21 protein-coding genes are annotated in these 18,638 nt (G+C 61.8%); 13 read left to right on the top strand and 8 right to left on the bottom strand.

Annotation, left to right across the window (positions count from 1 at the left end; translation table 11 throughout):
• The 4 genes from V7080_RS11885 to V7080_RS11870 all read left to right on the top strand — a co-directional run.
• Positions 1 to 354 (top strand): hypothetical protein (locus V7080_RS11885; protein ID WP_442947218.1); only part of this gene is annotated, 354 nt, incomplete at its 5' end.
• Positions 355 to 403: 49 nt separating this feature from the next.
• On the top strand, positions 404 to 1,141 hold the full coding sequence (locus V7080_RS11880) for a type II secretion system protein (protein WP_334188608.1): 738 nt from the start codon (positions 404 to 406) through the stop codon (positions 1,139 to 1,141).
• Between the two features lie 33 nt (positions 1,142 to 1,174).
• Positions 1,175 to 1,756 carry a response regulator transcription factor gene (locus V7080_RS11875; RefSeq protein WP_334188607.1) on the top strand — a complete coding sequence of 194 codons (582 nt, stop codon included), beginning with the start codon at positions 1,175 to 1,177 and terminating at the stop codon, positions 1,754 to 1,756.
• Positions 1,757 to 1,833: 77 nt separating this feature from the next.
• Positions 1,834 to 2,133, top strand: a complete 300-nt coding sequence (locus V7080_RS11870; RefSeq protein WP_334188606.1) for a hypothetical protein — start codon at positions 1,834 to 1,836, stop codon at positions 2,131 to 2,133.
• Positions 2,134 to 2,237: 104 nt separating this feature from the next.
• Here V7080_RS11870 and V7080_RS11865 read toward each other — a convergent pair whose 3' ends face one another.
• Positions 2,238 to 4,073: an ATP-binding response regulator gene (locus V7080_RS11865; protein WP_334188605.1), complete on the bottom strand. Its 1,836-nt coding sequence runs from the start codon at positions 4,071 to 4,073 to the stop codon at positions 2,238 to 2,240.
• A 536-nt stretch (positions 4,074 to 4,609) separates the two neighbouring features.
• Between V7080_RS11865 and V7080_RS11860 the strand changes: the two genes are divergently transcribed.
• The gene (locus V7080_RS11860; RefSeq protein ID WP_334188604.1) at positions 4,610 to 5,749 is read left to right on the top strand and encodes a hypothetical protein; all 1,140 of its coding nucleotides are present in this window, start codon (positions 4,610 to 4,612) and stop codon (positions 5,747 to 5,749) included.
• 49 nt (positions 5,750 to 5,798) lie between these two features.
• Here V7080_RS11860 and V7080_RS11855 read toward each other — a convergent pair whose 3' ends face one another.
• The 4 genes from V7080_RS11855 to V7080_RS11840 form a co-directional block, all read right to left on the bottom strand.
• Positions 5,799 to 6,380, bottom strand: a complete 582-nt coding sequence (locus V7080_RS11855) for a chromate transporter (RefSeq protein WP_334188603.1) — start codon at positions 6,378 to 6,380, stop codon at positions 5,799 to 5,801.
• Positions 6,377 to 6,964, bottom strand: a complete 588-nt coding sequence (locus V7080_RS11850) for a chromate transporter (protein WP_334188602.1) — start codon at positions 6,962 to 6,964, stop codon at positions 6,377 to 6,379. Before V7080_RS11850 ends, V7080_RS11855 begins: the two co-directional genes overlap by 4 nt.
• A 246-nt stretch (positions 6,965 to 7,210) precedes the next feature.
• Positions 7,211 to 7,393, bottom strand: a complete 183-nt coding sequence (locus tag V7080_RS11845; protein WP_334188601.1) for a hypothetical protein — start codon at positions 7,391 to 7,393, stop codon at positions 7,211 to 7,213.
• A 32-nt stretch (positions 7,394 to 7,425) separates the two neighbouring features.
• On the bottom strand, positions 7,426 to 7,650 hold the full coding sequence (locus tag V7080_RS11840; RefSeq protein WP_334188600.1) for a hypothetical protein: 225 nt from the start codon (positions 7,648 to 7,650) through the stop codon (positions 7,426 to 7,428).
• A gap of 62 nt (positions 7,651 to 7,712) precedes the next feature.
• Here V7080_RS11840 and V7080_RS11835 point away from each other — a divergent pair, with 62 nt between their 5' ends.
• The 6 genes from V7080_RS11835 (at position 7,713) to V7080_RS11810 (ending at position 13,157) form a co-directional block, all read left to right on the top strand.
• Positions 7,713 to 8,027, top strand: a complete 315-nt coding sequence (locus tag V7080_RS11835; RefSeq protein ID WP_334188599.1) for a hypothetical protein — start codon at positions 7,713 to 7,715, stop codon at positions 8,025 to 8,027.
• A gap of 14 nt (positions 8,028 to 8,041) precedes the next feature.
• Positions 8,042 to 9,469: a TolC family protein gene (locus V7080_RS11830; RefSeq protein WP_334188598.1), complete on the top strand. Its 1,428-nt coding sequence runs from the start codon at positions 8,042 to 8,044 to the stop codon at positions 9,467 to 9,469.
• Positions 9,470 to 9,483: 14 nt separating this feature from the next.
• Positions 9,484 to 10,893: a copper oxidase gene (locus V7080_RS11825; RefSeq protein WP_334188597.1), complete on the top strand. Its 1,410-nt coding sequence runs from the start codon at positions 9,484 to 9,486 to the stop codon at positions 10,891 to 10,893.
• 24 nt (positions 10,894 to 10,917) lie between these two features.
• Positions 10,918 to 11,463 (top strand): cupredoxin domain-containing protein, encoded by a 546-nt coding sequence (locus V7080_RS11820; RefSeq protein ID WP_334188596.1) that lies wholly within the window; start codon positions 10,918 to 10,920, stop codon positions 11,461 to 11,463.
• 14 nt (positions 11,464 to 11,477) lie between these two features.
• On the top strand, positions 11,478 to 11,804 hold the full coding sequence (locus V7080_RS11815; RefSeq protein ID WP_334188595.1) for a copper-binding protein: 327 nt from the start codon (positions 11,478 to 11,480) through the stop codon (positions 11,802 to 11,804).
• A 210-nt stretch (positions 11,805 to 12,014) separates the two neighbouring features.
• Entirely contained in the window at positions 12,015 to 13,157 is a 1,143-nt protein-coding gene (locus V7080_RS11810; protein ID WP_334188594.1) for a metallophosphoesterase, read from the top strand.
• A gap of 108 nt (positions 13,158 to 13,265) precedes the next feature.
• Here V7080_RS11810 and V7080_RS11805 read toward each other — a convergent pair whose 3' ends face one another.
• Complete coding sequence (locus tag V7080_RS11805; protein WP_334188593.1) at positions 13,266 to 14,360, bottom strand: NADH:flavin oxidoreductase/NADH oxidase; 1,095 nt, start codon at positions 14,358 to 14,360, stop codon at positions 13,266 to 13,268.
• A 123-nt stretch (positions 14,361 to 14,483) separates the two neighbouring features.
• Between V7080_RS11805 and V7080_RS11800 the strand changes: the two genes are divergently transcribed.
• On the top strand, positions 14,484 to 15,497 hold the full coding sequence (locus V7080_RS11800) for an AI-2E family transporter (RefSeq protein ID WP_334188592.1): 1,014 nt from the start codon (positions 14,484 to 14,486) through the stop codon (positions 15,495 to 15,497).
• Between the two features lie 337 nt (positions 15,498 to 15,834).
• Here the strand turns inward: V7080_RS11800 and V7080_RS11795 are convergent, their stop codons facing one another.
• Both V7080_RS11795 and hpf read right to left on the bottom strand, forming a co-directional pair.
• A complete protein-coding gene (locus V7080_RS11795; protein WP_334188591.1) occupies positions 15,835 to 16,029 on the bottom strand; it encodes a hypothetical protein in 195 nt (64 codons plus the stop codon).
• 108 nt (positions 16,030 to 16,137) lie between these two features.
• Positions 16,138 to 16,500, bottom strand: a complete 363-nt coding sequence (hpf, locus tag V7080_RS11790) for a ribosome hibernation-promoting factor, HPF/YfiA family (protein ID WP_334188590.1) — start codon at positions 16,498 to 16,500, stop codon at positions 16,138 to 16,140.
• Between the two features lie 228 nt (positions 16,501 to 16,728).
• On the opposite strand from hpf, the gene V7080_RS11785 reads away from it, so the two are divergent.
• The gene (locus V7080_RS11785; protein ID WP_334188589.1) at positions 16,729 to 18,606 is read left to right on the top strand and encodes a potassium transporter Kup; all 1,878 of its coding nucleotides are present in this window, start codon (positions 16,729 to 16,731) and stop codon (positions 18,604 to 18,606) included.
• Positions 18,607 to 18,638 lie beyond the last annotated feature (32 nt).

The following is an 18,638-nucleotide window of genomic DNA, read 5'->3' as shown; positions in this document are numbered from 1 at the left end:
CTCGAACTCGCCGCCGAAATGGCCGGCGCCAAGAGCGCCGGCGCCACCGCCGGCGTCGCCTCGGCCGCGGCCGGCGTATCCACCGCTGCCGCCACCATGCTCATTGCCGTGTCGCAAACGCTGGTGTCGCAAGGCGCGCTGGCCGGCATCATCGCCGCCGGTGCGGCGGCGGTGGCGGCAAACGCGGTCGCTACCGCCGCCTCCGCGGCAACGCTCGCCGTGGCGATCGCGGCCAAGGTGATCGCCGACCAGCGGGTGACGGAATTCCAGCCCATCCGCACCGACGCATCCGCGCTTGCTGCCGAATTGCGCACCAATGCCATTACCGCCGACAGCGCCGACATGTTCCGTTGATCGTCACACATTTTTTGCCGACAAGGCACCCATTTCCGGACACCAAGTCATGCCAATTTTTCATCTGCGATCCGTAACAGCATCCGCACCAGCCTTCGTCTCTTCATTGCGCCGCCAGCGCGGTTTCACCATCGTCGAACTGTCGGTCGTGCTGGTCATCATCGGCCTGATCCTCGGCACCGTCTCGATCGCGAAAGACGTGCAGCGCAATGCGGTGTACCAGCGCATCGCGAGCGACTTCGTGCAGGGCTGGGCTATCGCCTACGACCGCTTTCATGACGGCAACGGCATCGCGCCGGGCGACACGCCCACAGCACCGACCGGACGCGTGGCGGGCGCCGCCAATACCGCTTTGTGCGGGGCAAACCTGATTGCTACAATGCAGGCCGCCGGTATCGCAATGCCGGAAGGCCGTACCGCCGGCAGTCCGGACCGCTATGCTTATCTGGACAGCAACGGCAATCCGCAGGAGTTGCGTGTCTGTTTCCAGAATGTGCGCTGGAGCGAATCGGGCGCCGTGCCCGGCACGTTCGTGGTACGCCAGCGCAACGTGATGGAACTGCGCAACGTCACGCCCGCACTGGCCAATATGCTCGACAGCCAGTTCGATACCGTGGTCGATGCGCGCTTCGGACGCCTGCGGGAGCAGGGGCAGGCAGACAATACCGGCGCGGCCGGCACCACATGGGCCGTCGACGAGCGAACCGCCTTCGGCGATACCCTGCCGACGGCGCTGGATGAATCTCAGGTGGCGGTCATGCAGGCATTCCTGCTGATGAGCCGCTGAGCAGGGTAGTCCATATTGCAATAGGAATTTTTCATGACCACCGTATTGATTGTCGACGACCATCCGCTGGTGCGCGGCGCGCTGATGCAGCAGATCACCTCGCTGCTTCCCCTTGCCAACGTCATTGCCGCCGGCAACGCCGATCAGGCCCGCAGCGCTGCGCGGCAGGCATCGAAGCTGGATCTGGTTCTGCTCGACTTCAACCTTCCCGATGCCGACGGACTGGCGCTGCTCATCGAATGGCGTTCAACCATGCCGGGCGTGCCGGTCATCGTGGTCACCGGTGAAACGCATGTCGCCCAGGCGGTGCAGGATGCCGGCGCGGCGGCCTTCGTGCCGAAGAGCGCATCCGAATCCACACTGCGGGATGCCATCGCGCAGGCATTGCGCATTCCCGGCGCCGACGGTGCGATGCGCTCGGCGCTGGAGATGCTGACACCGCGCCAGCAGGAAGTGCTGCGTGCGCTGGTGGCGGGCAAGAGCAACCTGGATATCGCGAATCATCTCGATATTTCCGAACCCACCGTCAAGGTCCACCTGACGGCGATATTCAAACTGCTCGGGGTGGTGAGCCGGACACAGGCGGTGTTGTCCGCGCGCGCTGCGGGGTGGTGATGGATTGAACTTCAGCAGGAGAAATGGTCATTCCTGCAGCCCGCGTCGTTCTTGCCTGATGCGTGCAGGAGCTTTTGATGAAGCTTCCCTGGGCTGGAAATGAGGGAATCGCTTTCGATCAGGAAACTGCGGTAGTCGAAGTATCCTCAACCGAATCTTCTTTTTGTTCAGTTCACGTGCCAATCATGAAAAACAAGAAGAAAACCATCTTTGACCTCGATCGCGATGGCGGACGGGAGAAAATCAATCGGGCGCTCTACTCACCGCAACAGTACCGGCGCGAACATGCGCATGTACGAACGCGGCGCGCCTGGAGTCTCCTCCTTGCGGTAATCCTCGGCGTGGTCTTCGGATATCTTTTCCTTCATGGCACGTGAAGGAATCCGTATGCCATCCTGGCATCCGATATCGGTCACATCAGGTAGCGCGGTGGTAGGCGAAATGAAAAGAACGGATGAGGTTCGTACTCGTCCGGCCGTGTTCATATTGCTTCGTTCGCATTCCCATCCGGACTTGTCACCGGCTCCCTGAACAGCGTTGCCAAGTGCGACGCCAGCAGTGCCGGCTGCAACGGCTTGTGCAACACCAGAAGCCCGCTCGAATACGCATGCCGGAGTTGCCGTGTATCGGTTTCCCCGGTCACCAGGATCGCCGGTATGTTTTCGGCAAACTCGTCGCGCAAGCGGCTGATGGCCGCGATGCCGTCGATGACGGCTTCCTGCGAAAGCGTTCCCTGCAGATGGAAATCGCTGATGATCAGATCCGGGCAACGGTTGAACGCCGCCGCTTCCGCCAGCAATTCGTCGTAGGTATGGCCGCCGTGAACCTGTGCACCCCATGACGACAACAGGGTGGTCAGCGCACGCACGATCACCGGATCGTCATCCAGCACCACGACCAGCCTGCCTTGCAGCGACAGTTCCGGGGCCGCATTCAATGCATGCGCCGAGGGCGGGACAGGAGAATCGCACAGTGCCATATCGACACGGAAGCGCGTGCCATGACCGACACGCGAGGCCACGTCGATGCGGTAATGCAGCAGGTCGCCCAACCGTCGGACGATCGACAATCCGAGGCCCAATCCCTGGCGGCGCTCGTGCGTCTGCGGCGCAAGCTGCACGAATTCCTGGAAGATGTCCGACAGGAGATGATCGGGAATGCCGGGTCCGGTATCGATCACATCGATGGCAAGCCCGTTGCCGCGCCGCCGCAGCGCAAACAGTACGCTTCCCGTTTCCGTATAGCGGATCGCGTTCTGCAGCAGATTACGCAGCACGCGCTCCAGCAGGGGCGCATCGGTGTGCACATAGGCTTGTTCGAGCCGGGGAGACAGATGAAAACGCAATCCCAGTCCCTTGCCGCGCGCGATCAACTGATGCTCCGTCACGATCCGGCGCGCGAAGGGCGCCAGCGCGAACGTCGTCGGCTCCGGCTGGATGACGCCCGCGTCCAGCCGCGAGATATCAAGGATCGATGAAAACAGGTCATTGGTTGCCGCCACGCAGGACTCCATGTCGGCGACGGTCTGCAAGGCCGGCGCGGGCAGCGGCATCCGGTTCAGGGAGGCAAGGAACAGCCCGAGCGCATGCACCGGCTGACGCAGGTCGTGGCTGGCAGCGGCCAGGAAGCGCGACTTCGCGATGTTGGCTTGCTCGGCCAGCTGGGATTTCTGGCCAAGCGCCTCGGCCAGCGCCGCGTTCTGGTATTTCAGGAGGATGGCGTTATTGAGCGAGCGCGACAGGATGCGGGCGAACATCAGCGCAGTAACGCCGTAGAGGGTGGAAGTGAACATCAGGTAGCCGCGCCATTCCAGGTCCGGCAGCGTGGACAGGCCGACGAAGCCGCCGACCATGATCGGCGCGGCATAGACGACGAAGGTACGCAGGTGGATCGCATAAGAGTAAATGCCCGCCGTGACCATGCCGAGCAGCAGCAGGTCGAGCATCATATGATGGCGGATGCTGTCCGGGACGAACATCAATATGCCGCCCAGTCCCCACCCGCAGCCGGCGGCGAACGCCGAGATCTGGAACCACCGCATCCAGCGCGAATCGCTCTTCTGCTCGGCCGGACAACGTGCGAATCGCCACGACAATACGCCGCGCGCCATCGCCACCAGGACGGTCACGCCGATCCATAACAGCGACAGGTGATCCGGCACGCGGTCGCGCAGCACGGCAGCCGTCGCCAGCGTGGCGATGACCGTGCCGATGTAACCAATAGGCGCGGTCGCATAGAGCTGGCTGATCTGGTCGGTGCGTAATGAATTGGCAATGTCGGGGTCGTTCGTATCGGTCTGCGGAGTTGCGCTGTTCATGCTGTCGAGGTCGGATGGGCGTTGCAATACACGGAATCGAGGTCCGATGGTGATGCGTCCGCATTCGTTTGTCCAGTCCATCGAAGCAGCAAAGGGCTGCGTGACGATCCGGACAAGGCGTCTGGAATGAAGCAGGGACTTGATGTCCGCGCAACCGATATCAGTATGACTAATTGACTTAGTTGTTTTTGTCCGACACTCGGCAACGTCGATGCATGGTCATTCCTCAACCACACTAAGTTTTTGCGGGATTTAGTTGCTTAAAAATTAAGCAATGCAGTTTACTGCATCGACGCATGCAGTCCCGCATTCCATTGAGACCCGTTGTCGACATCACTAAGTCTCCCTCGCATATCGCCAGTGTTTGAGCGCGATCAACTCCGCGGCATCCGGCCCAAAAACCTACTTCGCTTTTGTAACTCGAAGTAGCTCGGAAGGTGATATGCAGGGAGAGAGCAGTCCTGTCCGCACCTTGGCGTTTGTATAACTCATCCTTCCGCAAGGCTGCGTTGCGTGTACTTACTGGAGATACGACGATGTTGAACAATCTGAAGGCGATCCCGGCGATGGGCCTGGTCATGTTGCTAAGTGCATGCGGAGGTGGAGGAGACGCGGATATCGGTACGTCGAGTACCGGCACCCAGACGCGTCCCACGGTATGGACGGTGGAAGGGCGCTACTTCAACAGTTGCCAGCTCAGTCCGGGCTGTTCGGGCAATCCGTATGCGCCGTTCTTTTCCTATGCATCGGCGGCCCCGGAAAACGGCGCGACGCTGAGCGGCAAGGTGAGGCTTGAGCTGCGCGGGAACGAGATGGCCAATGCCGAGCTATTGCCGGCCAACGGCTACACGCCGGTCCACGCGCGCTTCAACATCACCGGCGACCGCACGCTCGCCTGGCTCGATCTTGACACAACGACATTGCCGAACGGGCCGTTCAACGCCCGCGTCAGTACCTATAACGTCCCGCCCGGACAGGCGGGCGGCAACGAGATCGCCGCGATGCCGGCCCGTACATGGAGCATCAACAATCCGGTCGTTCCGCCGGCCGCATTCACCGCCGCGGTTGCCGTCGCGCCGGCGAACGGCGCCGTCGTCAGCGGGATCACGCGGCTGGAAGTGCGCGGCAGCGGCATCGTCAATGCCGAACTGCTGCCCGCCAACGGCTATACGCCGCGCCTCGGTGTATTCAATGTCTCAACCGACAAGACGGTCGCCTGGCTGGATTTCGATACCCGTTCCCTGCCGGACGGGGTCCGCGATGTGCGGATCGCTGCATACAATGTCGCGCCCGGACAGAGCAACGGCGCGGAGATCATCGCCATGCCTGCGCGCAGATGGCAGTTCGCCAACGGCACCGCATCGTCGGCACCCTTCACCGCGACGGTGACGATGGCACCGGCCCACGGCGCCATCGTCACCGGACAGACCCTGCTGGAAGTGCGCGGTACCGGCATCCAGAATGTCGAGCTGTTGCCGGCGACCGGTTACGCGCCGCAGCTTGGCGTGTTCAACATCTCTGCCGACAGGACCTATGCCTACCTGCAGCTGGATACGGCCAGCTTGCCGCCCGGTACGCTTAACGCACGGATCAGCGCGTTCAGCGTACCTGCCGGGCAGCCGAACGGGCGCGAGATCATTGCGATGCCGGCGCGGCAATGGGAGTTGAGACGGTAAGGGAGGGTTGCATGCCGGCGCGTGATCCGCGCCGGCTGAAGACCGGCGGTCAACCAAGCCAGAACCACCCGAGCATCGCGCCGGCGCCCAGCAGCCACAGCATGTGGATGCGGGTATGCCAGACGATCAGCGTGCTCGCGGCGGTCAGCAGCCACAGCGGCCAGTCGTCGACCGACCCGTTGTTGGCGCCGGCCAGGACCCAGCCGGTGGAAAGGATCAGCGCCACCACGATCGGCGCCATGCCCTGCTTGAATGCGCGCACCGCGCGCAGCTCGCGGTTGCGGTGCCCCCACCGCGCGGCGACATAGGTCAGCGTCGTGCTCGGCAGGAGGATGCCGAGCATCGTCACGAACACGCCCGCCAGGCCGCTCAGCATGCCGCCGCCGTTGAGACCGACATGCCAGCCCATCAATGCGACGAACAATACATTCGGCCCCGGCGCCGCCTGGGCGATCGCGATCGAGGCATTGAACTGCGCATCGGTCAGCCACCGCTGCTGTTCGACCAGGAAGCGGTGCATATCGGGCGCGGTCGATATGGCCCCGCCGATCGACAGCAGCGACAGCATCAGGTACTGCGCGAACAGCAGCAGCCACTCATGCCAGCCGAGATGAATGTCCAGTTCGGTCATGGCTTGAGCCTGCGATAGGCAAGAACGCAGGCGACACTTCCCAGCACGGGAAGCACCAGCACCAGTGGCAGGCGCAGCACCGCGATCGCGACCAGGCATGCGGCACCGAGAACGAGACAGGCCGGCAAGCCGAGCACGCTCTTCTTCAGCACGACCAGCAGCTTGAAACCGGTGGCGGCGATCATGCCGGCAACCACCGCCCCCATGCCGCGCAATGCCGCCTCCAGGTGCGGATTGTCGGCATGGCGGGCATAGAAAATGGCGGCCAGCAACACCACGATCAGCGGCACGCACAGCATGCCGGCAAGCGCGGCCAGCGCGCCGCGCAAACCGAAGTAGCGCGCACCGAGCATCAATGCCAGGTTGACCACATTCGGTCCCGGCATTATCTGCGCCACCGCCCATTCCTCGACGAACTCTTCCTGCGTCAGCCAGCGTTTCTTTTCGACCATCTCTCGTTGTACAACGGCAAGTACGCCGCCGAATCCTTGCAGTGCAAGAAAGGTAAAGGACAGGAAAAGATCGGTGAGCGACTCGGGACGGGGTCGCTCACGGGGGCGCTCATCTGCAGCGGGCTGATGCATGAAAGGGAATGAAGGATTTGGTGAAGAGGCCTCAGTTTACAGGCTTTGCCGGCGCGGTGTCCGTCCGGATTGCGGTCCGGCGGCGGCGTGCGGCAGTTGCCTTTCCTGTCCGGCAAGGTCCGCATGAAAAAGTCCTTGACCTTACCGCCATGGGAAGGCTCACAATGCGCTTCATCGACCATTCTGGATTCATCCGCGTGCTAGACTAAACCCATGATTCGCGCCCTCAAGACTTTGCTGCTATGGCTATTGATCGCCGCTCTGCCGCTTCAAGGCATGGCCGGCATCATCCAGGCGTCTTGCGGACCGGACGGTCACGATTCTTCTCACCTTGCCCCGCTTTCCCAGGCGCATCATCACGACGTTCATGATGATGCCGATCTGACACACCATATGGCTTCCATGGTCGACGATGCACACGCGTCCCATGATTTGTCCGGCACAAGCGATTCGGAACACGTTCACAAGCATTCGAGCTGCAGCGCCTGTGCCGCCTGCTGTGTCGGTGCTGTGGCGCCGGCGTCGATAGCCGCGTGGACGCCTGTGTACCAGAAATTCAGAGCCGTGCCTCTTCCTGCCGACGTTTCTTTCACCGCATTCTTCCCCTCCGGGCCCGAACGCCCGCCCCGGCATCCTTCCGCCTGATCGCCACTGAGAACGGACGGCAGCCGTCGATCGGCTGACATTGCCGTTCCCGACCACGCCGCGTGCCCCGGCACGTCTGTTTCGCCGATTCGGAAGGAAAATCATGTCACCCAAACAATGGCCGTCACTACTGGCCACCATCGCTGCATTCGCCGCATTGCCTTACATGCCATCCGCGCTCGCCGGCCAGCCGCCGGACGTCCGTGCAAACCCTGTTCATCCAGACGCGGTAGTTCCCATGCTGCGGTATGAATCCGTTTTCGACAACTACCGTACCTCGGCCGGGGAAAGCGACCCGGCCAGGGCCTGGCGTCCCGCGAACGACGAGATGGGAAAACTTGGCGGGCATGCGGGACATATGAAAGAAGCATCCGTGCCGCAGGAAGCCAACGACGCGGTCCACGCAAAGCATCATTGAAAGGAGGACGCGCGATGTCATTTCAAAAAGACGGTACGCGTCTTGCCGCACTTGCCATTTCCACGCTGGTCCTGAGCGGCTGTGCGACATTCTCGGCGGACGGCGGGCTGGATGCGGTTTCCGCGATGGCGGCGGAACGCACCGGACAATCAGTTAGCTTCAGCAAGCCAACGGGAAATGCTGATGCGGCATCCACCGGCGCCAGCCGGCAGGTGCGGGACCTGCTCGCCGAACCCCTTACGCCGGACAGCGCGGTGCGGATTGCCTTGCTCAATAATCCGGGCCTGCAGGCGAATTTTGCCGAACTCGGGATCGCCGAAGCCGACCTGGTCCAGGCCGGCCGCATGCGCAATCCCGGCATATCCTTCGGCCGCCTGCGCGGCGGCAGCGATGTCGAGATCGAACGGGGCGTCATGTTCGATCTCGTCGGCCTGCTCACCCTGCCGATCAGGAGCGAGATCGAACAGCGACGCTTCGCGCAGGCAAAACTGCGGGCCGCATCGCAGGCGGTGCAGCTTGCGGCGGATACGCGCCGCGCCTATTTCAACGCAGTGGCGGCAAGGCAAACCGCGCAATACATGGAGCAAGTGCAATTGTCGGCCGAAGCCGGGGCCGAACTGGCACGGCGGATGGAGAAGGTCGGTAACTGGAGCAAGCTCGATCAGGCCCGGGAACAGATGTTCTATGCGGACGCCACGACCCAGGTTGCGCGTGCCCGTCACAACGCAGCGGCGGCGCGCGAGCAGCTCGTCCGCTTGCTTGGTGTATGGGGCGAGAACACCGCATTCACGTTGCCGGAACGGCTTCCCGACTTGCCGAAGACGCCTGCCGCGATGGTCGATGCCGAGCAGGCAGCGATGTCACAGCGGCTCGACGTGCAGATGGCGAAGCAAGATGCCGAAGCGACCGCGAGCGCGCTGGGGTTGAATCGGGCAACCGGCTTCATCAATGTGTTCGATGCCGGTTACGTGAACAAAAGCGAGACCGGCAACGCGCGCGCGAATGGTTATGAAATTGAACTTGCACTGCCGGTTTTCGATTGGGGTAGGGCGCGTGTGGCGAAAGCGGAAGCCGCTTACATGCAGTCGGTCCATCGCGCCGCCGATACGGCGGTCCGCGCCCGTTCGCAGGTGCGCGAAGCGTACTCTGCCTACCGCACCACGCACGACCTCGCCAGACATTACCGGGATGAAGTGGTGCCGTTGCGCAAGAAAATTTCGGACGAGGTGCTGCTGCGCTACAACGGCATGCTCACCGGTGTATTCGAATTGCTTGCCGATGCGCGCGACCAGATCAACAGCGTTAATACGGCGATCGAAGCGCAGCGCGATTTCTGGATCGCCGAAACCGATCTCCAGGCGGCGATCAATGGCAGCGGCGGCGCTGGCATGCCGCCAATGCGCCAGGTGTCGCCTGCCGCCGGCGCCGCCGAAGAACATTAAGGAAGGAAGCAATCATGGTTTCACGCAGAGATTTTTTCAAGGGCGCCGGCGCGATGGCCGCGGTCGCCACCGGCGCGGGACTCGTCAGCCGTGCCGGCGCCGCGACGTTGCCCGAGGCGCCGCTGATGGCAAGCGCGGCCACCCAGCCGCCGCTCGTGCCGCCCAACGGCCGTCCCTACAACCCGGTTGTGACGCTCAACGGCTGGTCGCTGCCGTGGCGGATGAATAACGGCGTCAAGGAGTTCCACCTGGTGGCGGAGCCGGTGGTGCGCGAGCTGGCCCCCGGCATGAAGGCGAACCTGTGGGGTTATAACGGCCAGTCGCCGGGGCCGACCATCGAAGTGGTCGAAGGCGACCGCGTGCGCATCTTCGTCACCAACAAGCTGCCCGAGCACACCAGTGTGCACTGGCACGGCCAGCGCCTGCCCAATGGCATGGACGGCGTCACCGGCCTGACGCAGCCCGGCATCCCGCCGGGAAAAACCTTCGTCTATGAATTCATCGCCAAACGCCCCGGCACCTTCATGTATCACCCGCATGCGGATGAAATGACGCAGATGGCGATGGGCATGATGGGGTTCTGGGTCACGCACCCGCGCGATCCGAATCTCATGCGAGTCGACCGCGATTTCGTCTTCCTGCTCAGCAATTACGATATCGATCCCGGCAGCTTCACGCCAAAGGTCAGCACCATGCTCGACTTTAACCTGTTCACCTTCAACAGCCGGGTGTTCCCGGGCATCGACTCGATGAACGTGCGGCAGGGCGATCGCGTGCGCATCCGCTTCGGCAACCTGACCATGACCAACCATCCCATTCACCTGCACGGCCATGAGTTCGTCGTCGCCGGCACCGATGGCGGATGGACGCGCCCCGAATCGCGCTGGCCTGAAGTGACCACCGATGTGGCGGTCGGGCAGATGCGCGCGATCGAGTTCGATGCCACCGATCCCGGCGACTGGGCCTTCCATTGCCACAAATCGCACCACACCATGAATGCCATGGGCCATAACGTACCCACCATGATCGGCGTCGACCATCGCGGCGTCGCCCGGCAGATCAACAGGCTGGTGCCCGACTACATGGTCATGGGCGAGCGCGGCATGGCCGACATGGGGGAAATGGAAATGCCCCTGCCGGACAATACCTTGCCGATGATGGGCGGGAAGGGGCCGTTCGGCAGCGTCGAGATGGGCGGCATGTTCACCGTGGTGAAGGTGCGCAAGGAACAGAAACCCGGCGATTACAGGGACCCGGGATGGTACAAACATCCTGCGGGAACGGTGGCCTATGAATGGACCGGTGATGTCCCCGCGCCCGCCCGCAGCAATGCAGCAGGTGGCCAGTCGATGCCCGCGTCGGGCAAGCCGGCAAACATCGAAATGAATGTGCGCAAGCCGTCGGCACATGGCGGGCATCATTAAATACGGTCATTAAAAGAGGGAAACATGAAACACCAAAAGGCAGTGCATCACAAACCGGTACAGCGCAAGAGGATCCGCATCGTGTCCGCGGCAATGGTCGTTGTCGCTTTCGGCCACCCGGCATCGGTCGCGTTCGCCCATACCGGAACGCAACACGATCAGCACAAGGCAAACGCGTCGGTCTCCGCCGAAGAGCACGCCTTCGGCAGGCAGGGCGATCCGAAAAACGCGGTGCGGACCATCACGATCGACATGGCCGACACAATGCGTTTCGGTCCGGCGGAAATCACCGTAAGGGAAGGTGAAACCGTTCGCTTCGTGGTGGCGAACAAGGGAAAGATGATGCATGAAATGGTCATCGGCACCATGGCCGAGTTGAAGGCGCACGGGGAGCTGATGAAGAAACATCCAGGCATGGAGCACGACGAGCCCTACATGGCGCATGTCGGCCCGGGCAGGAAGGCGGAGCTGGTATGGCATTTCACGAAGGCGGGCGAGTTCCACTATGCCTGCCTCGTCCCCGGCCATTTCGAAGCCGGCATGATCGGAAAAATCAAGGTGACCAAATGATGAAAGGGCAAATGATGAAGAAACGATTTCTGATGTACCTGGCGGCGGCTTGCATTCTCGGCGCGCAGTTGCCGGCACATGCCGCCACCCACGCGGCGGCACCCGTCACCGAGTCGGCGGAGATGTCGGAAGGGGAAATCCGCAAGGTCGACAAGGACGCAAGGAAGGTCACCATCAGGCACGGCGATCTGAAAAACCTCTCCATGCCGCCCATGACCATGGTGTTCGAGGTCACGGAGCCGGCCATGCTGGACAAGGTTAAAGCAGGAGACAAGATCAGTTTTGTAGCCGAGAAAGTCGAGGGGCGTTACACGGTTACCCGGATCGAAGTACGAAACTAAACGTCCGTTTCGAAGGAAATTGCAGCACCGGTTGCGGAGCGCCCAAGCCAGTGCCGACATGGTTGCCGTGCATGAACATTGAATGCATGGCAACCATGCGCACCTTGCACCGGAGCGTGCCGCTATTGAAGCGCGGCATCCTACCCCAACATAGCCTGCATGCGTGGCGCCGGTCGTCGGCGCCCTCCATTTCCTTCACCAAAGATCAACATGCGAATCCCACGCAGTATCGTCGTCATCTTCTCCCTGCTTGCATTGCTGCATGTGTATATCGGTACGCGTATCCTGCCTTCGCTGCCGGTTGCGCCCGTGGTGCAATGGTTCGGGGTGCTTTGGCTTCTGGCTTCGCTGCTGCTGGTGCCGGCCGGCCTGCTCGCGCCATCGATCCGCCAGCAGCCGCTGTCAGACCGCGTCGCCTGGGCGGGCTTGCTGGCATTGGGCGGGTTCTCTTCGCTGTTCGTACTCACCCTTCTGCGCGACGTGATGCTGGCGGTCGCATGGCTGTCCGGCCTGTACGACATTGAGCTCCTTGCCTGGAGCGCGGCGGCGGTGCCGCTGCTGGCGGGTGCGATCACGCTGGTCGGTTTCATCAACGCGCGCCGGACCGCGCGTGTGGTGAACGTGGACGTGCCGATCGACAATCTTCCCGATGCCTTGCACGGTTTCACCATCGCCCAGATCAGCGACATCCATGTCGGCCCGACCATCAAGCATGGCTATCTCGATGCCATCGTCGACAAGGTCAACCGGCTCGATGCCGACATGGTGGCGGTCACCGGCGACCTCGTCGACGGCACCGTCAGCCGCCTCGCGCCGCATACTGCGCCCCTGGCAAAACTGAAGGCGCGCCATGGCGCCTACTTCGTCACTGGCAATCATGAGTATTACTCGAATGCCCATGCATGGATCCCGGAACTGCGGCGTCTCGGCCTGCGGGTGCTGATGAATGAACACGTGGTGCTGCGCCATGACGGCGCGCCGCTGGTCGTTGCCGGCGTGACCGATTTCAGCGCCCATCATTTCGACCCGTCCCATCGCAGCGATCCACGCCGGGCGCTGGCCGGTGCGCCTGCACAGGCGGCGGTGAAGGTGCTGCTCGCGCATCAGCCGCGCAGCGCACCGGCGGCGGCCGATGCCGGCTTCGATCTGCAGATTTCGGGCCACACCCATGGCGGGCAGTTCTATCCATGGAACCTGTTCGTGCCGATGCAGCAACCGTTCACCGCCGGCCTCAACCGGCTGCGGCAGCTATGGGTGTACACCAGTCGCGGCACTGGTTACTGGGGACCACCGAAGCGCTTCGGCGCGCCGTCGGAAATCACGCACCTGCGGCTGGTGCGCGCGTCCGCCTGATACCGGGCCATCAAGGAACGCAGGGTGCGCCGCGCGCCCCATTCCCATCACGAAAGCGTCATCGCGCAAGGCATCCTGTGCTTGCGACCAGGCAAGTCATCCATGCTGCTATTCCCTCTTGAACAGATGCTTGAACTCGCGCGGCTGCGAGCGCAGATACTGAGGCGGCGCATCCACCTGGGCGCCCAGCGTCGCAGCCGCATGCCATGGCCAGCGCGGGTCGTACAGCATGCCGCGCGCCAGCGCCACCATGTCGGCCTGCCCCGATGCGATGATGCTCTCCGCCTGTTCCGGCTCTGTGATCAAGCCGACCGCCATCGTCGGCATGCCGGTTTCAGTCCTGATGCGGGCGGCGAACGGCACCTGGTAGCCCGGTCCGACCGTAATCTTTTGCTGCGATGACAGCCCGCCGCTGGAGACGTCGATGAAGTCGCAGCCGCGCTCTTTCAATGCCTGCGCAAAGACGACGGTTTGTTCGAGATCCCAGCCGCCGTCGACCCAGTCGGTCGCCGACACCCGCACGCCGAACGGCTGGTCCGGCACAGCGGCACGCACCGCATCGAACACTTCCAGCGGAAAGCGCATGCGGTTTTCCAGCGAGCCGCCGTATTCATCCTCGCGCCGGTTCGATAGCGGGGACAGGAATTGATGCAGCAGATAGCCATGTGCCGCATGCAGTTCGAAGGCATTAATGCCGATGCGCGCCGCCCGCTTCGCTGTGGCCACAAATGCATCACGCACACGACGCAGTCCTGCCTTGTCCAATGCTTCCGGCGCTTCGCCATCGTCGTTGAACGGCAATGCGGATGGCGCCGAGCCGATCCAGCCGCCTGCACTTGCCGGTACCGGCTGGCCGCCTTCCCACGGCACCCTGGTCGATGCTTTCCTGCCGGCATGGGCGAGCTGGATCGCGATCGGCATCGGCGAATGCGCGCGCACCGCGGCAAGCACATCGGCCAGCGCTTTTTCCGTTGCATCCGAATAGAGGCCCAGGTCGCCTGTCGATATGCGTCCGCGCTCCTCGACCGCTGTGGCTTCGATGAACAGGAGGCCGGCACCGGAAAGCGCAAGGTGACCGAGATGCATCTGGTGCCAGGAGGTTGCCTGTCCATCGCGTGCCGAGTACTGGCACATCGGCGCGATGACGATTCTGTTTTTCAGATGCAATTGTCCGAGGGAAATGGGCGAGAAGAGATGAGTCACGCGGAGTGGTCCTTATTGTTGAAAACTGGCCGGATTGAATACATGCAGTGTCAATTGTCGTCATACAATGCGCATGCCGCCGACAAGCGGCATTGTTTTTTTTCGCATCCTTGAAAAATGTCCATGCACGATCCACAGAAAGTCAATTTAAGCATCATTGCCTCCTATCTGCTTGCCGCCCTCGCGCTGATCATCGTACTCAAGCAGGGACTGCTCGCCGCGCTGTTTGCCGGCCTGCTCGTGTCGTCGCTGGTGCACATGCTGTCGCCGGCGCTGGGCAAGAAGATCAGCGACCACCGCGCGCGCATGATCTCGGTCGCCATTCTTGCCTTCGTCATCATCGCGCTGCTATCGGCCGCGACATGGGCGGTGGTCTCCTTCTTCCAGAGCGATGCCGGCAACATCGAGGTGCTGATGCAGAAAATGGCCGACATCATTGAAGCCTCGCGCGACCAGATGCCGCCATGGATGAAGGAGCATGTGCCGACCAGCGCCGACGCATTGCGGGAAATGATGACCGTCTGGCTGCGCGAACATGCCGGGCTGGCGCAGAACCTGGGGCAGGAAACCGGGCGCACCATTGCCCATCTGCTGATCGGCATGGTGATCGGCGGCATGGCGGCGATGTACGACACGACGATGCCGCGCAACTACCGGCCGCTCGCCGTTGCGCTGCACACACGCGTACTCGGCCTGCACAATGCATTCCAGCAGATCGTATTCGCGCAGGTGCGCATCGCCGGCATCAATGCCATCTTCACCGGCATCTACCTCGTCCTGGTGCTGCCGCTGGCGGGCGTGAAGCTGCCGCTGACGAAGACCATGATCGCCATCACCTTCTTTGCCGGCTTGCTGCCTGTGGTCGGCAATCTGATTTCCAACACGGTCATCGTCGTCGTCAGCCTGTCGCACTCGCTGCATGCCGCGGTGGCGTCGCTGCTGTTCCTGATCACCATCCACAAGCTCGAATATTTTTTGAACGCAAAAATCATCGGCACGCATATCAACGCCCGCGCATGGGAGCTGCTGGCCGCGATGCTGGTGATGGAAGCGATATTCGGCCTGCCGGGCGTGGTGGCGGCGCCGGTGTTTTATGCGTATTTGAAACAGGAGCTGACGGAGAGGGAGTTGATTTGATGTCGCGAATGATTAAGCATGCAAAGGTTTTCGACAGCTTAATTTCACCACGAATGTGTGAAAACGTATCTGCAGAGTTCCCTCCCCCTTTACAGGGCTAGGGTGGGGGTAGTGAGGTCGAGTTACCGCATGCAATTGCTCAGCCTTTACACGCCTACGCGTGGCGCCCCATCCCGCCCAAGGGAATCGCGCTTGTAAGCGCGATCCGTTTCGCAGGCAGACGGCATGCCCTCAGAAAACCCTGCTTCAACCCCTGAGAGGGGGGAGGAGCATCTCAGCGATAGCCTGTGACGGAGTGCCCGGGGACAGAGAACTTCGTGACAGGGAACTTGCTACATCAAGCATCACCGACTGTCACGACCACCATGCCCGTGCCACCGCAATTCGGGCACATCGCCTGGTCGGCCTTTTTTCCGCTGCCGTTGCACTCCGTGCAGGTATTCTCCGCCGTCTGAAACGCGCCGGGCGCCGCTTCGTCGCCGGGATTGCGCCGCGCCGCTTCGGTATTGGCTGGAACGGGTGATGGATTCATTGCCTTGCTCCTGTTAAATTGATCCATCGCGGGAGGTTGCCCGTCCCGCGTTCATTCTTGCTGCCGCATCGACATGGCCATCATCGGCGGTCAGCATGCTCGAATGCATCAGTGCGGCGGCAACGGTGTGTCCTGGATATCGACACTGACGTGCTTCACCGGTGCATTTTTGTGGTCCTGCACTTTTCCCTTGTGCTTGAGCACCTGCCGGTCCAGTTTATCGACCAGGCCGTCGATCGCCGCATACAGATCTTCCGCATAGTGATCAAGGTGGAATACATGTCCCTTGACACGCAGGTTCACCTCCGCCCGTTGCCGCTTTTCCTTTTCGGAGGGCTTCTCCACGCCAAGCACCACTGCGATATCGATGATCTGATCGAAATGCCGGATCACGCGATCGAGTTTGGTTTTCACATACTCGCGCAATGCGGGGCTGATATCGACGTGCTGTCCACTAAGCAAAAGATTCATTCGGTTCACTCCTGTAGGCCGTTCATGGAAAAAGGATGGCGGCGGATGCAATTTCGACGCCAGCCGGACTTGATGCTGAGACGACGCAACGGCGCCGGGGTTCATTATTGCCTTGTTGCATGCGAGAGCAGAACGGCAGCCGGCGGCGCCGTTCCCATCCGTTCTTTACAACATTTTTACAAGGAAAATCATAAGGTTTAGCCTGGTCAACACAATCCGGGTATCTACGTGCACTCCTCTCCCTCAAAAAGTCCGATCGCGGCGCTGACCCTGGCGGCGATCGGCATCGTCTACGGCGATATCGGCACCAGTCCGCTCTATACCATGAAGGAAGTGTTTTCCGCCAACCACGGAATTGCACTGAACCAGGCCAACCTGTTCGGCGTCGTTTCACTGATCGTCTGGGGCCTGACCATCATCGTGTCGCTGAAGTACGTAACCCTCATCCTGCGCGCCGACAACCGCGGCGAAGGCGGCGTCATGGCGTTGATGGCGCTGGCCATGTCGTCGGTCACGCGGCAATCGCGCTGGTTCACGCCGCTGATGCTGCTGGGACTGACCGGTGCGGCATTGTTCTACGGCGACGGGGTGATCACGCCGGCGATTTCCGTGCTTTCTGCGATGGAGGGACTGGAAATGGCGACGCCCGCGCTCAAGCCTTACGTGGTGCCGCTGACCGTCGCCGTGCTGGTGGCGCTTTATGCATTGCAAAGCAAGGGGACCGGCGGTATCGGCAAGTGGTTCGGACCCGTCGTGCTGGTCTGGTTCCTGGCCCTTGCAGGCATGGGCGTCGTCAACATCGTGCATACGCCCGCCATCCTGGCTGCATTGAATCCGCTGCATGCCATCCATTTCCTGATGCAGAACGGCTGGCTGGCTTTCGTCGCGCTGGGCGCCATCGTGCTGGCCTTTACAGGGGCCGAAGCGCTGTATGCCGACATGGGGCATTTCGGCAAGAAACCGGTGCGGCTGGCATGGTTCCTGGTCGTGTTTCCGGCCCTGGCGCTCAATTACCTTGGACAGGGGGCCTTGCTTCTCGCCAACCCTGCCGCGGTGGCGAATCCCTTCTATCAGCAGCTCGGACCGTGGAGCATCTATCCCCTGGTACTGCTGGCAACGATGGCCACCGTCATCGCTTCCCAGGCAACCATTTCGGGCACATTCTCGGTGACGCAGCAGGCCATCTCCCTCGGCTTCCTGCCACGCATGCGGGTGCTGTACACCTCCGACCGCGAGATCGGCCAGATCTATATCCCGCTGGTGAACTGGCTGCAGCTCATTGTCGTCGTCCTCGCGGTCGTCGGCTTCGGCTCGTCCTCCAGCCTGGCCTCCGCCTACGGCATCGCGGTGACCGCCACCATGCTCACCACCACGGTACTCACCTTTTTCGTCATCCGCTACCAGTGGAAGTACAACCTGCTTCTGTGCTGGGCAGCAACCGGTTTCTTCCTGCTGATCGACGCGGCGTTCTTCTCCGCCAATGCGCTCAAAATCATCCACGGCGGATGGTTCCCGCTGGTCATGGGCGGCGCGATGATGGTCATCCTGCTTACCTGGCAGAAGGGCAGGGAGCTGGTGTTCAACAACTTGAAAAAGCAGTCCATTCCGTTGAACGAATTCCTGGAATCGCTGTTCCTGAACCCGCCGCAACGGGTCGCCGGCACCAGCGTATTTTTCCGTGCGCAGGGCGATGGCGTGCCGCACGCGATGCTGCACAATCTGCTGCACAACAAGGTGCTGCATGAGCGCATCGTCATGCTCACCGTGATCAATGCCGATGTTCCGACAGTTCCGGATGCGGAACGGATCCGCATCGAGGCACTGGGCCATGCCTGCTATCAGCTCAATGTGGTCTACGGTTTCAAGGATGAGCGCGATATTCCGCTTGCACTTGAACAGGCGAAGGCGGCCGGCCTGACGTTCGACATGATGGAAACCTCATTCTTCATCGCCCGCCAGACGGTGATATCGACTGTCGGCGGCGGCATGGCATTATGGCGGGAGTTGCTGTTCTCGGCGATGTCGCGCAACGCGCGCGATGCCGCCGACTATTTCAAGGTGCCGGCGAACCGGGTCATCGAATTGGGAACCCAGGTCGAAATTTGACCATGCCGGACCGTCGCCGGCCGACATGATCC

The sequence above is a fragment of the Noviherbaspirillum sp. genome (assembly GCF_036846085.1).
Taxonomy (GTDB): domain Bacteria; phylum Pseudomonadota; class Gammaproteobacteria; order Burkholderiales; family Burkholderiaceae_D; genus Noviherbaspirillum.
Note: the sequence above shows the minus strand (reverse complement) of the source record. Positions and strands in the feature narration are given on the sequence as shown.

Excerpts from the sequence above, each read along its gene's own strand:
- V7080_RS11880 (WP_334188608.1), top strand. The coding sequence starts at position 404 with ATGCCAATTTTTCATCTGCGATCCGTAACAGCATCCGCACCAGCCTTC.
- V7080_RS11840 (WP_334188600.1), bottom strand. The coding sequence starts at position 7,650 with ATGTCAGCCGATCGACGGCTGCCGTCCGTTCTCAGTGGCGATCAGGCG.
- V7080_RS11795 (WP_334188591.1), bottom strand. The coding sequence starts at position 16,029 with ATGAATCCATCACCCGTTCCAGCCAATACCGAAGCGGCGCGGCGCAAT.
- V7080_RS11810 (WP_334188594.1), top strand. The coding sequence starts at position 12,015 with ATGCGAATCCCACGCAGTATCGTCGTCATCTTCTCCCTGCTTGCATTG.
- V7080_RS11830 (WP_334188598.1), top strand. The coding sequence starts at position 8,042 with ATGTCATTTCAAAAAGACGGTACGCGTCTTGCCGCACTTGCCATTTCC.
- V7080_RS11815 (WP_334188595.1), top strand. The coding sequence starts at position 11,478 with ATGAAGAAACGATTTCTGATGTACCTGGCGGCGGCTTGCATTCTCGGC.
- V7080_RS11850 (WP_334188602.1), bottom strand. The coding sequence starts at position 6,964 with ATGCATCAGCCCGCTGCAGATGAGCGCCCCCGTGAGCGACCCCGTCCC.
- hpf (WP_334188590.1), bottom strand. The coding sequence starts at position 16,500 with ATGAATCTTTTGCTTAGTGGACAGCACGTCGATATCAGCCCCGCATTG.
- V7080_RS11835 (WP_334188599.1), top strand. The coding sequence starts at position 7,713 with ATGTCACCCAAACAATGGCCGTCACTACTGGCCACCATCGCTGCATTC.
- V7080_RS11820 (WP_334188596.1), top strand. The coding sequence starts at position 10,918 with ATGAAACACCAAAAGGCAGTGCATCACAAACCGGTACAGCGCAAGAGG.
- V7080_RS11860 (WP_334188604.1), top strand. The coding sequence starts at position 4,610 with ATGTTGAACAATCTGAAGGCGATCCCGGCGATGGGCCTGGTCATGTTG.
- V7080_RS11865 (WP_334188605.1), bottom strand. The coding sequence starts at position 4,073 with ATGAACAGCGCAACTCCGCAGACCGATACGAACGACCCCGACATTGCC.
- V7080_RS11800 (WP_334188592.1), top strand. The coding sequence starts at position 14,484 with ATGCACGATCCACAGAAAGTCAATTTAAGCATCATTGCCTCCTATCTG.
- V7080_RS11855 (WP_334188603.1), bottom strand. The coding sequence starts at position 6,380 with ATGACCGAACTGGACATTCATCTCGGCTGGCATGAGTGGCTGCTGCTG.
- V7080_RS11825 (WP_334188597.1), top strand. The coding sequence starts at position 9,484 with ATGGTTTCACGCAGAGATTTTTTCAAGGGCGCCGGCGCGATGGCCGCG.
- V7080_RS11845 (WP_334188601.1), bottom strand. The coding sequence starts at position 7,393 with ATGGGACGCGTGTGCATCGTCGACCATGGAAGCCATATGGTGTGTCAG.
- V7080_RS11875 (WP_334188607.1), top strand. The coding sequence starts at position 1,175 with ATGACCACCGTATTGATTGTCGACGACCATCCGCTGGTGCGCGGCGCG.
- V7080_RS11870 (WP_334188606.1), top strand. The coding sequence starts at position 1,834 with ATGAAGCTTCCCTGGGCTGGAAATGAGGGAATCGCTTTCGATCAGGAA.